This is a genomic window from Pararobbsia alpina (assembly GCF_965118125.1).
GTDB classification, from domain to species: Bacteria; Pseudomonadota; Gammaproteobacteria; order Burkholderiales; family Burkholderiaceae; genus Pararobbsia; species Pararobbsia alpina_A.
In genome coordinates, this window is the sequence record NZ_OZ221287.1 from 2,810,721 (window position 1) to 2,824,108 (window position 13,388).

Sequence of the window (13,388 nt, forward strand, 5' to 3'; positions counted from 1 at the left end):
AACGCTCTACCCGACCGCACAACTGTGTTGCGGATCTTTGCCAATCGAAACTCCGCTCGGTCGAATGACCGCGTTGAAGCTGCCTAAAGACGTCTGAGCAGGTCAAGCGACCGACAGCCTTTGGCCGCACTCAGCCGGTCGTCTGGGACCGTTTGCGACCCACAAGCGACGCTCGAAGTTGCCGAGAACGGCCATTGAATCACTGGCCTCAAACGCTAACTTCGGCCAAGCGCAGATCCATCATCGGAGTCTGCGACCGACCGGCCGCCACGTGCCTCAATCGCCTCTATCGCCGCTTGAGCCGAAGCCTTCACATCGCGCTTTCGAGACTTCAGGCTTTGCGTTAGCGCGGGCAGCGCCTTGTGCGTGCCAATCTGGTTAAGAGTGGCGTGGCAGTATATGACGTCATAGGTATCTGAGGTGGTTGCGAGGATCTCCAGCAATTTTTCTTCAGCGTCTAAGCTTGTGCAGCCCTTAAGTGACTGTATCGCGGAATGCCTTATCAACCGTCGCTTATCCTTAAGAAGGGGAAAGAGTGGCCTGACATCGACGCTTTCCGGCTTGGGGATGTCCGCAAGCCGTTCAAGGAGACTTGCCAGCGCATACTGGTCTGACTCTTTGGACGAGTATTCGATTAAACGCAATGCGCACTCGCTGCTGAGACGGTTCTTTCCGATCTTACCGATGATGAAGTAAGCCGCGGATCGTTGCTCCTTTTGTGGCTTCTGACCGAGGTACGCATCGAGTTCATCAACCAAAGGCATGTCGGCTAGCAGTTCCGCTTCGCGATGCGCCTGCCAAGAGATTGAATCGTCCGAGCTAACCACGTCTTGCTGCGCGGTCATACGTTGAATCAGTTCGAGCAGTTCCTGCCGCATCTTCGCACCTTACGAGGCAACTACGAATCAAACAACGCGGCCGGGTCACAGAACAGCGACCGGCTCTGTCACCGAATTGTCAACGATCTGCGAATCGAAGGCGAGTGACCGAAAGTGGCCGATCGGTGGCGGACATAACCGACTTCCATGGTTATGTCGACTCAGTCCTCGTCCTCAACCCAGAGACACCCTGACTGCATGGCACCGATCACGATGACTCCCACATCGAACGTCGCGTCAGTAACCGGACACCAGTTGTTGGTGAAGTACCGAGCTTGAGCGCCGAATTGCTCAAAAAACTTTGCTGTCAACCGTTCCGCCCGATCCGGGGTCATTATCTCAACGCTGTACGCTTGGTCGCGATGTAGGACCTCAGCAGCAATAGAGCGCGCCGTGCTTTCATCGATTTCCCGATAACAAGCGTCGTTATCGCGCAGCTCGAACGCTTTCGCTATGGCGGCGGCAGTGGGCGCCGATAACGGTAAAACGCCGCAGCGTACTACGCCGCAATCACGCAAGCGCTTGATGTCTTCGTCTATTCCCACGGCGGTCCCCTTGGTCCAAAGAAATTGTCGGCGATCAAAGCGGCACTGTCGAACAACTCTTCTTGGATGCGAGCAACCCTTTCGCCTAGACGCGAGGAACCTCCCCTGCAAGCACCTTGGCAAATACATCTGCATCGACATTGGCACCGGTGAGAATCACACCCACCGTCTTGCCGGTGTTACGCCCTTTCTCTTGAATCGCTGCATCAAGTGAAGCCGCACCCGCCCCTTCCACTGCGTTGTGCGTCGTTTGGTATAGAAGCAGCATTGCCGACGCAATCGCGCGATCGTTGACCGCCACGATCCTCGCTGCGCCGCTTGAGTAGATCTCGAAAGCTTCTGCCACAGGCACCCGCACAGCAAGGCCGTCCGCGAAAGTGCGGGCCGTCGCGGTCTCGATCACTTCCCCCGCCTCGCAGGAGAGGTTTGCAGCGGGCGCTTCTGTCGAAACCACACCCACGATTTCTGTCTTCAAACCCAAGGCGTCAGGCGCCGCAATCATCCCGCATATCCCCGAGCCGCAACCGATCGGGACGTACTCGGTATCGAGAGCCGGCGCAGCTTTGAACAACTCCAGGCCATAGCTGACGACCCCGAGCATGATCTGACGATCGAATGCAGGAACGACCAAAGCGCCTTCGTCCTGTGCAATCCGCATGGCTTCAGCGCGAGCCGCATCGAAGTCCACACCATGCTCGATCAAATCGGCTCCGAACGAGCGCATGGCGACGTTCTTCTCCGGGGAGTTACCTTGGGGGACAGATGGTGGTGCGCAGACGAGCGGAAAGGGCTGACTGCGGCCGCCCGAGACGATTGAGTGGGAGTAGAATTCTGCCCGCGAAACAGTATTTGCCGTTGATTGAGTATTAAGCCCTGTTCTGACAGAGCTTTAAGATTTTAGATCGTCGCTTGATCGTTCTTGCATTCTCGAGAATGTTTGAGGAATTCGTGGCGTTTCAGCGTGGTGCAACTGCGCGTGGCGACGAATCATAGCGGCTACATCATTTTGAGCACCGTTTTTAGGATTCCATCATGGAAGTCAAAGTCAATTTTCTTGACAAGCTTCGCCTAGAAGCCAAATTCGATGACTTCACCGTCATATCGGATCAGCCCATTCGGTATAAGGGCGATGGCTCGGCACCCGGTCCGTTCGATTATTTTCTGGCCTCCTCGGCCTTGTGCGCTGCTTATTTTGTGAAGCTGTACTGCACGACGCGTAATATTCCGACCGAGAATATTCGCTTGTCACAAAACAATATCGTCGATCCGGAAAATAGGTATCAGCAGATTTTCAAGATTCAGGTTGAATTGCCGCCCGATATTTCAGAAGCAGATCGCCGGGGCATCCTGCGCTATATCGACCGTTGCACGGTAAAAAAGGTGGTGCAAACCGGCCCCGAGTTTGTCATCGAAGAAGTCGAGAACCTGGATGCCGACGCCCAGTCGTTGCTGACGTTGAAGCCGGCTGCTGACGCCAGTACCTATATTGTCGGGAAGGATCTGCCGCTGGAGCAAACCATCGCCAATATGTCAGGCATATTGGCGGGATTGGGCATGAAGATTGAAATCGCTTCGTGGCGCAATATCATTCCCAATGTCTGGTCGCTGCATATCCGTGATGCGCACTCGCCCATGTGTTTTACCAATGGCAAGGGATCGACCAAAGAAAGCGCGTTGGCATCGGCGTTGGGAGAGTTTATCGAGCGCCTGAATTGCAATCATTTTTACGGCGGTGCGTTCTGGGGCGAAGATATCGCCAACGCGGATTTTGTGCATTATCCGAACGAACGCTGGTTCAAGCCGGGCCGTAAAGATGCGCTGCCCGAAGGCATTCTGGATGCGTACTGTCTGGAAATTTATAATCCCGATGGCGAGTTGCGTGGCTCCCATCTGTACGACACCAATTCTGGCAATACGCAGCGCGGCATCTGCTCGCTGCCGTTCGTGCGCCAATCCGACGGCGAGGTGGTGTATTTCCCGTCCAATCTGCTCGAAAATCTGTATGTTAGCAATGGCATGAGTGCCGGTAATACGCTGGCCGAAGCGCAGGTGCAATGTCTTTCCGAAATCTTCGAGCGGGCGGTAAAGCGAGAGATTCTCGAAGGTGAAATTGCATTGCCCGATGTGCCGCAGGACGTCCTGGCGAAATACCCCGGCATACTCGCCGGGATTCAGGGGCTGGAAGCCCAGGGCTTTCCGGTTCTGGTAAAGGACGCCTCGCTGGGCGGCGTCTACCCGGTCATGTGCGTCACCTTGATGAACCCGCGCACAGGCGGTGTCTTTGCCTCGTTCGGCGCACACCCGAGTTTCGAGGTCGCGCTGGAACGGAGTCTGACGGAACTGTTGCAGGGGCGCAGTTTTGAAGGCCTCAATGATTTACCTCCGCCCACGTTTGTCAGTAACGCGGTGACCGAGCCCTATAACTTTGTTGAGCATTTCATCGATTCCAGCGGTGTGGTGTCGTGGCGCTTCTTTAGCGCCAAAGCGAACTACGATTTTGTTGAGTGGGATTTTTCCGGCCAGGGCGAAAACTCCAATTCCGAGGAAGTCGCAACGCTGCTCGGTATTCTCGAAGGCATGGGAAAAGAGGTGTACACCGCGGTGTATGACCAACTGGGCGCTGTCGCTTGTCGGATCGTGGTGCCCGGTTATTCGGAAATCTACCCCGTAGAGGATCTGGTCTGGGACAACACGAACAAGTCACTCTTGTTCCGCGCCGATATTTTGAATGTGCATCGCCTTGACGATGCTGCTCTGGAAGCTCTGCTTGAACGGCTGGAGAACAATGAACTCGATGAACACTCCGATATCGCCACGTTGATCGGCATCGAATTTGACGAAAATACGACTTGGGGGCAGCTCACCGTCCTCGAGTTGAAGCTCTTGATTCATCTCGCCTTGCAGGACTTCGAAGCGGCGCAAGAACTGGTGGGCGCCTTCCTGCAGTACAACGACAACACGGTGGAGCGCCGCTTGTTTTACCAGGCCGTGAACGTGGTGCTGGAGGTGGTGCTCGATGAGGATCTGGAACTCGGCGACTACGAGGTCAATTTCCGCCGGATGTTCGGTGACGCTCGAATGGACGCGGCAATGGGCTCCGTGGACGGCACCGTGCGCTTCTATGGGTTGACGCCAACGAGCATGAAACTGGAGGGACTCGATCGGCATCACCGTCTGATCGACAGTTACAGAAAGCTGCATCAGGCGCGGGCGAATGCGGCCGCCACAGTGAGCTAACGCGACGAGTCATGGCCGGGGGCGACGACGCCGTTCGTCCCCCGGCCGGCGGCAAGAGTTCCCTCATGTGCCCACAGATCGACCCGGTAGTACGCTGAAAAGAATGGCAAGTTCATAAGCTCGATCTGGATGCAGCGCGCGCTTTAGTAAACCACCGCATACATGCGCGGCCGCCAACAGTGACCGTTGAGTGGTCGTTCGACAACCCTCATTCCCAACGACTGTGTCCGACCCGGAACGGTCAGCCGAGCGCGAATTCGCAAAGTCCGCTATGGATCAGACAACCGTCGTTGTGTTCGGTCCCAACGTTGTAGCCGGTAGCCGAGTGAATCGCTCCGCTTCGAGCGAAGGGCGGCTCATTACTTCGGCAGCACTGTCCATGCAGGCTCAAGCTCGATCAACTCTCCCGAGAGTCGTTCTAGATCGATTTCCGGTTTTGCCTCGCCGCGCAGCGCTGGCAGAGCGCCACTAACGTACGCTTGGTGCGTGGCTGCGGTCTGCCAAAGTGAGGCCACCAAATATCGATTCGGCCGCGACTTCGCGTGCGCGAACGTTCCAGCCAGCATTCCCCATGCTGCCATCGCCGGATGCCACATCTCCCGTTGAACTTGCACAAAGTGCTCACGGCGTGGCGGACTAACGTGGCAATCGGCAATACGCAGCAAACCTGCTTTGGGGAGTGCCTCGATGATCGATGAGCACGACGAACCTGGCATCGCGAGCTCCTCACTAAACAGCTCGACGTTTATTGCGACGTAGTGCTGGTGCTGGATGTTCTGATTTGTTACCCGGTCGTGCGCGGAGCTCATAAACGCGTGGTAAGAATCGTCGTCCCTCCACAGGCTTAGGATGTGTGCCTTATCCACCGCAAAGCCACCGAACTGAGAAACTAGTCCCGGCACCGTGGCAAGTGCATGCCAGCTGCGCTGCGCCCTGTCGAAATCGGACCTGGACTCAGTTGGAATGTCGCAAACGATGCGTTTTATGAGCATGATAGAGCCCCCTTGTCAGCGCTTTCACCTGCGGAAGACTCGGAGGATTTAACGCGATACCGCAACTTTTAGCAATGCGCTGCGCGTTCGATCAACGCACCGCGACAATCGAGTAGGCCGTCATCGACGTCCGATACATGCACTGATTCCGCCTTTCGCATCGAAACTTCGAACGGCTGTTCCTGGCCGACTGCAGTCGAATAGCTGGATCATCGTGAGACCCAAACATTGTCCGTTAGCCCCTAAATCGCCCCAAGCTGCCGAATATGCTTATGACCACAAAGGCAGCGAGTAGCAATCCGACCAAGACATAAGACACTAAGAATTTGATTGGCGATTCTGTTTTGTATATGATCCCGCCGCGCGTATGCGCGACCTCCTCCGTCTGATAGCTTGATATCGTGGCAATCAAGCCGGCCATCGATGCAAACAGAGTTCCGATCCATCCGAAATGAATGGCGCTGGTGGAGTATAAGTAGCATGTCCCCCAAGAAACACCAGCTACCATGAGCAGCCCAAACACCGCTTTCTTCATCGTCAGGCCTTAACGGAAACATACCAATCCGCACAATTGTCGGCGATCAGAGCGGTGCTGTCGAACAACTCTTCCTCGATGCGATCAACCCTTTCGCCTAGGCGCGAGGGACCTCCCCTGCAAGCACCTTGGCAAACACATCTGCATCGACATTGGCACCGGTGAGGATCACACCCACCGTCTTGCCAGTGTTACGCGCTTTCTCTTGAATCGCTGCAGCAAGTGAAGCCGCACCCGCCCCTTCCACTGCGTTGTGCGTCGTTTGGTATAGAAGCAGCATTGCCGACGCAATCTCGCGATCGTTGACCGCCACGATCCTCGCTGCGCCGCTTGAGTAGATCTCGAAAGCTTCTGCCACAGGCACCCGCACAGCAAGGCCGTCCGCGAAAGTGCGGGCCGTTTCGGTTTCGATCACTTTCCCCGCCTCGAAGGAGAGCTTTGCCGCGGGCGCTTCTGTCGAAACCACACCCACGATTTCTGTCTTCAAACCCAAGGCGTTACGTGCCGCAATCATCCCGCATATTCCCGAGCCGCAACCGATTGGGACGTAGACAGTATCGAGATTCGGCGCAGCTTTGAACAACTCCAGGCCATAGCTTGCGACCCCAAGCATGATCTGACGATCGAAAGCAGGAACGACCAAAGCGCCTTCGCCCTGTGCGATCCGCATCGCCTCGGCGCGAGCCGCATCGAAGTCCACACCATGCTCGATCAAATCGGCTCCGAACGAACGCATAGCGGCGTTCTTCTCCGGGGAGTTACCGTGGGGAACGACGATGGTGGTGCGCAGACCAGCAAGCGTTGCGGCACGTGCCTGACTCTGTCCGTGATTCCCGCGCGTTGCGGTGACGATGGTTCGGTACTGCGGCCTATTCTTCTGCACCCAGTCGATGAAAGCAATGCCGCCGCGAACCTTGAATGCCCCGGTGGGTGTATGGTTCTCGTGTTTGAGCCACACAGTGGCATCGAGATGCTTTGAGATCTGCGGCCAAACATATTGCGGGGTCGGCTGCATGTGCTGATAAACACGAGACGCAGCGGCCTCCAATTCATCGAGATTCGGTAGCTTCATCATTGCCCTCCATAGCTATGGAGATGCTGGCACAGTGCTGATTCAGGTGTTTCCAGAATCCTGACCTTTTGCGCGCGAGAGCGAATATGACGACCCCGCAAAAAACAGAAAATGTCCGGCAGCGAAGCGCGGGACGATGGACCCTGGCTTTGCTGCCAAGGCAAGCCTATCTGGCTCGCTATGTCGCCGATGGGCCGCTGGTGGGGTTTGCTTTCGACAGCCAGCAGGGCTTTCACGCGTTCGCCAGCGACAGAGTGTTGCCGTTCCGCGCCTACCCCAACGGACTCGCGTTCGTCCCGACAGGATGCGATGTCTATTCTTGTTCCGAACAGGGTGGCGAGTATTTGGCCGTGCGTGGCGCAAGCGAGATTGCCGGAGCCGCGCCCTTCAGCGATCGCATCGATCCTAGGGCGATCGCCTTGGCTCACCGTATCCGTCAGTTGCTTCTCAGCCCTGGTTCTGACGATGCGTTGATACTGGAAGAACTATCCGCCGCGTTAGTCGAGCGCGCTCAGACGCTCTTTTCGACGCGAAGTGATCCCGAGGAACAACGTCTGACTCGCAATCGGCTCAAACGCATCGAGGACCTTATCGAAGCACATCTCGACTCCAAGCTCACCATCGGCATGATGGCCGCCGAACTCGAAATGTCCGAAGGCGCGTTTTCGCGGTGTTTCCGGGCATCCACGGGCAAATCGCCGTATGCACATGTTCTTGATAAACGGATCGCATGGGCGAGAGAGTTACTCGCCGTCGAGCGCTTCGATCTTGCGCAGATCGCTTTGGCCGCCGGTTTTTCTTCTCATGCCCATATGACCAGTGTTTTCCGGCAACGCCTCGGTTGCGTTCCGTCGCAGTTCAGACGTTGAACAATTCGCCGATCAGATACGTGTCAGGGCGACGACATAAACAAAAACGCGCCGTCGCTCAAGAGCGAAGGCGCGTCATCAGAACAGCGTCGGTTACGAGACGCGGCCGCTAAGCGCCGCGCCACATTGCTCCCTCACTCTTCCTCTTCATCCTCATCCACCGGCGGCTCAGCCGGCTCGTTCGCCGCTGGCTTTCCAGCCGGCGCCTTAGGCGCGCCCGGTGCCCCAGGCATCCCACCCGCTCCCGGCGTTCCCGGAAACGGAAAGTTCGAGAACATCGATTTCGCCTGGTTCTGCATCTGATCCTGCATCTGCACGAACATGTTCTTCGATTGCTCGATATAGCTCGTCATCATGCCTTGCATCATCGGCGCCTGCATATTCATGAACTGCGACCACATGTCGCTGTTGCCCGCCGTGTCGTACAGTCCCTTCGACTGTTCGGTGAGCTTGTTCTGAATATCGATAAACGCCTGAATATTCTTCTCGAGGTAATTCCCCATCATGCCCTGCATCGCATGTCCGTAGAAACGGATGATCTGCGACAGCATGGAACTCGAGAACATCGGCACGCCCCCGCTCTCCTCTTCCAGAATGATCTGGAGAAGGATGCTGCGCGTCAGATCTTCCGACGATTTCGCATCGACCACGCGGAAGTTTTCCTGTTCAAGCACGAGCTGCTTGACGTCGGTCAGCGTGATGTATGTGCTGGTCTCGGTGTCGTAGAGTCGGCGATTCGGATACTTCTTGATCAGCCGCTCGCCGGTTTTCTTTGTCGTCGTCATTCGAAGCCTTTCGGCGCGGCCGGTCATCCTCTGGCCACGCAAGTTGTCGGGTTCTGCATATCGTGCCGCAACGCACTCGCCACGGCACGCCGGTCAGCCTACGCATCGCGCCTCCAAAGCGCCGCACACGTACGCTGAACCGGCCGGGCGGCTTAGCCCATATGCAGACCGCCGTTCAATGAAAAGTCCGCACCAGTCGCAAAGCCCGACTCGTCGGACGCCAGCCACGCACAAATCGAAGCGATCTCGTCAGGCGACCCCAGACGCCGGACCGGAATCGTCGCGATGATCTTCTCCAGCACGTCGGGACGAATCGAACGCACCATATCCGTTCCGATATAACCCGGCGACACGGTGTTGGCCGTCACGCCCTTGGTCGCCACTTCCTGCGCCAATGCCATCGTAAAGCCGTGAATCCCGGCCTTGGCCGTCGAATAGTTCGTCTGGCCGAACTGCCCCTTCTGGCCATTCACCGACGAAATATTGATGACGCGGCCAAAACCCCGCTCGACCATGCCGTCGATCACTTGCTTGGTCACGTTGAACAAGCTCGTGAGGTTGGTGTCGATCACCGCGTTCCAGTCATCGACCGTCATCTTGCGGAACACGACGTCGCGCGTAATGCCGGCATTGTTCACCAGCACGTCGACTTCGCCGATCTCCGACTTGACCTTGTCGAACGCGGTCTTCGTCGATTCCCAGTTCGCGACGTTGCCTTCCGAAGCATGGATGTCGAAGCCCAGCGCCTTCTGCTCTTCGAGCCACTTCGCCTTACGCGGCGAATTCGGACCGCAACCGGCGACGACGATGAAACCCTGCTTGTACAGACGCTGGCAGATGGCCGTTCCAATCCCACCCATACCACCAGTCACATAGGCAATGCGTTTTGGCGTGTCGCTCATACTGACTCCGATATCTCTCTCTGGTTGTTCTTCGGTACTGCAAGCCGGCCCGAAGGCCGGCATGTCTCTTCCTGGAGCAATGCTTTAGAAGCGCTCGACGGCCAGTGCCACACCCATGCCGCCGCCGATGCACAGCGAGGCCAGGCCACGCTTTGCATCACGCTTTTTCATTTCGAACAGCAACGTCGTCAGAATCCGCGCGCCCGATGCGCCGATCGGGTGACCGATCGCGATCGCACCGCCGTTCACGTTGATCTTCGACGTGTCCCAGCCCATCTTCTTGTGCACGGCCAGCGCCTGCGCCGCGAAAGCTTCGTTGATCTCCATCAGGTCGAGATCGTTGATGCTCCAGCCTGCGCGTTCGAGGCAGCGCGTCGAAGCCGGCACAGGACCGATACCCATCACGCTCGGGTCGACGCCGGCGTTTGCATAGGCCTTGATACGGGCAAGCGGCGTGAGGCCGAGTGCTTCGGCTTTCTTGAGCGACATGACGACGAGCGCAGCAGCGCCATCGTTGATGCCCGATGCGTTGGCGGCGGTCACGGAACCGTCCTTCGAGAACGCGGGCTTGAGGCCGGCGAGCGACTCGGCGGTCACGCCATGACGCACGAACTCGTCGGTCGCGAACTTGATCGGATCGCCCTTACGCTGCGGAATCTCGACCGGCACGATTTCATCGTCGAAACGGCCCGACTTCTGCGCGGCTTCGGCCTTGTTCTGCGACTCGGCCGCGAACTTGTCCTGCGCTTCACGCGTGATGCCGTGTTCCTTGGCGACGTTCTCGGCGGTGATGCCCATGTGGTACTGGTTGTACACGTCCCACAGGCCGTCGACGATCATCGAGTCGATGAGCTTCGCATCGCCCATGCGGAAACCATCGCGCGAACCCGGCAGCACATGCGGTGCGGCGGTCATGTTTTCCTGACCACCGGCGACGACGATTTCCGCGTCGCCCGCAATGATCGCGTTGGCAGCCAGCATCACGGCCTTCAGGCCCGAGCCGCACACCTTGTTGATCGTCATGCCGGGCACAGCCGTGGGCAGACCTGCCTTGATCAGCGATTGACGCGCAGGGTTCTGCCCTGAGCCCGCCGTCAACACCTGGCCCATGATGACTTCGCTCACCTGCTCGGGCTTCAAGCCGGCGCGTTCAAGCGCGGCCTTGATCACGATTGCGCCGAGCTCCGGCGCAGCAGTCTTCGCAAGCGTACCGCCGAACTTGCCTACGCCCGTGCGGGCAGCGGAAACGATGACGACATCAGTCATAACCTACCTCTCAAGTAACAGAATCAATTCTTGACGTAGCTGCCCGGCGCGGCCTCGATCACGGGGTAATCCCCCGCGCCGAGTTTCGCCCGCGGCTTCACTCGCTTGCCTGCGTACTGCGCCAGCCATGCCGACCAGCTCGGCCACCAACTGCCCGGCTGCTCCGTCGCGACGTCGAACCAGTCGTCGGCGCCAGACGGAAGCTCGCGCGGTGAATCTGTCACCTCGCCGCCGATCTGCCAGAAACTGCGCTTCTTCTTGGCAGGCGGATTGATCACGCCCGCGATGTGCCCGGACGCGCCGAGCACGAATGTCTGAGGGCCGCTGAGCAAGCGGGTCGATGCATACGCGGTCTTCCACGGCACGATGTGGTCGTCGCGCGAACCATAAACAAAGCTCGGTACATCGATCTTGCCCAGATCGATCGACTCGCCGCAGGTCGTTAGCGCGTTCGGAATCCGCAGCTTGTTCTCAAGGTACGTATTGCGCAGATACCACGCGTACATCGGCCCCGGCAGGTTCGTGCAGTCGCCGTTCCAGAACAGCAGATCGAACGGCGGCGGCGTGTGACCCTTCAGGTAGTTCTCGACCACGTAGTTCCAGACGAGATCGTTGGGCCTCAGGAACGAGAATGTATTCGCAAATTCGACTCCGCGCATCAGGCCCGGCGGCGTGCCGCGCGCCCCGCCGATGGTCGACTCGCGCATCTGCACATGGGCTTCGTCGACGAACACGTCGAGAATGCCGGTGTCCGCGAAGTCGAGCATCGAGGTCAGCAAGGTCATCGATGCGGCCGGATGTTCACCGCGTGCGGCGAGCACAGCCAGTGCTACGGCGAGCATCGTGCCGCCGATGCAGAACCCGAGCGTGTTGATCTGCTCGCGGCCCGAGATCTCCTGAACCGCCGCAATGGCGGCCAGTACGCCCTCTTCGATGTAGTTGTCCCAGGTCTTCGCGGCGAGCGATGCATCGGGGTTGCGCCACGAGATGATGAACACCGAGTGACCCTCCTCGAGCGCATAGCGCACGAGCGAGTTGTCGGGGCGCAGATCGAGGATGTAGTACTTGTTGATGCACGGCGGCACCACGAGCAGCGGACGCTCGTAGACCGTTTCGGCAAGCGGCTTGTACTGGATCAGCTGGATCAGGTCGTTCTGATAGACGACTGCGCCTTCGGTGTTGGCGAGATTTCCGCCGACCTTGAAATCCGTGTCGTCGCTCTGCGAGATCTTGCCGCGCGACATGTCGGCCAGCAGATTCATGATCCCCTGACGCAAGCTCTCGCCGCGCGTTTCGATCAGCGCATGCTGGGCTTCGGGGTTCAACGCGAGGAAGTTCGACGGCGATGCGGCGGCGGTCCATTGCTGGACGAAAAAGCGGATGCGCTCCTGCGTCTTCGAATCGGCATCCACTGCATCGGCCAGCGCTGCGAGGTAGCGCGAATTCAGCAGATACCACGCGGCAGCGAATGCATAGGCGGGTGTTTTTGCCCATGCATCGGCGGTAAAGCGCCGATCGGACAATCCGCCCGCTAGCGGCTCGTTCGCGCTCATGCGCTTGATCAGCTCGGAGCTTTCCTGAACGTAGTCGTTCTGGAGTTGCGTGAGTTTTTCAGGCGCGATCTTGACCGAAGGCAAACCGGCCAGCGTGTTGAACTGCTGAAAATCGAACTGCTGAAAATCGGGCATACCCGGCATGCCCGCCATCCCCGGGCCGAACGACGGCATCGATGCGAACGCATTGGGCATCGACGCGAACGGGTTCGGCATCGCGGCAAACGGGTTGGGCATCGAGCCCGGGAAACCTGGGAAGGCGTTCGGGAAAGGCGAACCGGGAGGCGTCGACGAAGCGCTGCCCGCTGTGCCCAGGGGCCAGCCGGGTGGCATCATCGCTGCTGGCCATGCCACTCCGGGCCAGCCTGCTTGTGCACCATTCGTGTTGGCACCGGCCGCGTCTTGCGGCGTGGGATTGAACAGGCCGCCCCACTGCGCGAACCATTGCTCAACGGCGCGCGTAAATTCGGCACTGCCCGGAATCGCATTCGGAGTATCCGATGCGCCTGATGCGGAATTGCTGGACGAAGCCGAGGAACTGCCGGCGTTTTTCGAGGCTGTCATGCGTACGGTCGACCCTTACATGCGCTCAACGATGGCGGAGATGAAGCGTGTCGTCTGATGCGGTGACACCGAGCGAGCTCCGGATCGGATTTCGGGTCGCGGGTCGAACGGATCAGCGCTTTTAAACATAACTACGACCAGACAGACGCGCTACCGTTCAGGCATTTTTCCTCTGGGCCGAAGCCCTGTC

General features: G+C 58.2%; 11 protein-coding genes. 2 read left to right on the forward strand and 9 right to left on the reverse strand.

What is annotated here, in order from left to right; all coding sequences use genetic code 11:
* Positions 1 to 215: 215 nt before the first annotated feature.
* The 3 genes from ACMFWR_RS12225 to ACMFWR_RS12235 all read right to left on the reverse strand — a co-directional run bounded on the left by ACMFWR_RS12225 (position 216) and on the right by ACMFWR_RS12235 (position 2,147).
* Positions 216 to 878 carry a HEAT repeat domain-containing protein gene (locus tag ACMFWR_RS12225; protein ID WP_413191926.1) on the reverse strand — a complete coding sequence of 221 codons (663 nt, stop codon included), beginning with the start codon at positions 876 to 878 and terminating at the stop codon, positions 216 to 218.
* A 161-nt stretch (positions 879 to 1,039) separates the two neighbouring features.
* The gene (locus ACMFWR_RS12230) at positions 1,040 to 1,423 is read right to left on the reverse strand and encodes a hypothetical protein (RefSeq protein WP_413191927.1); all 384 of its coding nucleotides are present in this window, start codon (positions 1,421 to 1,423) and stop codon (positions 1,040 to 1,042) included.
* 85 nt (positions 1,424 to 1,508) lie between these two features.
* Positions 1,509 to 2,147 (reverse strand): pyridoxal-phosphate dependent enzyme, encoded by a 639-nt coding sequence (locus ACMFWR_RS12235; protein WP_413191928.1) that lies wholly within the window; start codon positions 2,145 to 2,147, stop codon positions 1,509 to 1,511.
* A 308-nt stretch (positions 2,148 to 2,455) separates the two neighbouring features.
* Between ACMFWR_RS12235 and ACMFWR_RS12240 the strand changes: the two genes are divergently transcribed.
* Complete coding sequence (locus ACMFWR_RS12240; RefSeq protein ID WP_413191929.1) at positions 2,456 to 4,660, forward strand: OsmC domain/YcaO domain-containing protein; 2,205 nt, start codon at positions 2,456 to 2,458, stop codon at positions 4,658 to 4,660.
* Between the two features lie 359 nt (positions 4,661 to 5,019).
* Here the strand turns inward: ACMFWR_RS12240 and ACMFWR_RS12245 are convergent, their stop codons facing one another.
* Together ACMFWR_RS12245 and ACMFWR_RS12250 are read right to left on the reverse strand one after the other, a co-directional pair.
* Positions 5,020 to 5,652 carry a DUF4937 domain-containing protein gene (locus tag ACMFWR_RS12245; RefSeq protein WP_413191930.1) on the reverse strand — a complete coding sequence of 211 codons (633 nt, stop codon included), beginning with the start codon at positions 5,650 to 5,652 and terminating at the stop codon, positions 5,020 to 5,022.
* A 632-nt stretch (positions 5,653 to 6,284) separates the two neighbouring features.
* Entirely contained in the window at positions 6,285 to 7,262 is a 978-nt protein-coding gene (locus ACMFWR_RS12250) for a threonine dehydratase (protein ID WP_413191931.1), read from the reverse strand.
* Between the two features lie 83 nt (positions 7,263 to 7,345).
* Between ACMFWR_RS12250 and ACMFWR_RS12255 the strand changes: the two genes are divergently transcribed.
* Positions 7,346 to 8,128 (forward strand): helix-turn-helix domain-containing protein, encoded by a 783-nt coding sequence (locus tag ACMFWR_RS12255; protein WP_413191932.1) that lies wholly within the window; start codon positions 7,346 to 7,348, stop codon positions 8,126 to 8,128.
* 134 nt (positions 8,129 to 8,262) lie between these two features.
* Here the strand turns inward: ACMFWR_RS12255 and phaR are convergent, their stop codons facing one another.
* The 4 genes from phaR to phaC all read right to left on the reverse strand — a co-directional run bounded on the left by phaR (position 8,263) and on the right by phaC (position 12,970).
* On the reverse strand, positions 8,263 to 8,913 hold the full coding sequence (phaR, locus tag ACMFWR_RS12260) for a polyhydroxyalkanoate synthesis repressor PhaR (protein ID WP_413191933.1): 651 nt from the start codon (positions 8,911 to 8,913) through the stop codon (positions 8,263 to 8,265).
* A gap of 152 nt (positions 8,914 to 9,065) precedes the next feature.
* Positions 9,066 to 9,815 (reverse strand): 3-ketoacyl-ACP reductase, encoded by a 750-nt coding sequence (locus ACMFWR_RS12265; protein ID WP_413191934.1) that lies wholly within the window; start codon positions 9,813 to 9,815, stop codon positions 9,066 to 9,068.
* An 84-nt stretch (positions 9,816 to 9,899) separates the two neighbouring features.
* Complete coding sequence (locus tag ACMFWR_RS12270) at positions 9,900 to 11,081, reverse strand: acetyl-CoA C-acetyltransferase (RefSeq protein WP_413191935.1); 1,182 nt, start codon at positions 11,079 to 11,081, stop codon at positions 9,900 to 9,902.
* Positions 11,082 to 11,104: 23 nt separating this feature from the next.
* The gene (phaC, locus tag ACMFWR_RS12275; protein WP_413194875.1) at positions 11,105 to 12,970 is read right to left on the reverse strand and encodes a class I poly(R)-hydroxyalkanoic acid synthase; all 1,866 of its coding nucleotides are present in this window, start codon (positions 12,968 to 12,970) and stop codon (positions 11,105 to 11,107) included.
* Between the last annotated feature and the right edge of the window lie 418 nt (positions 12,971 to 13,388).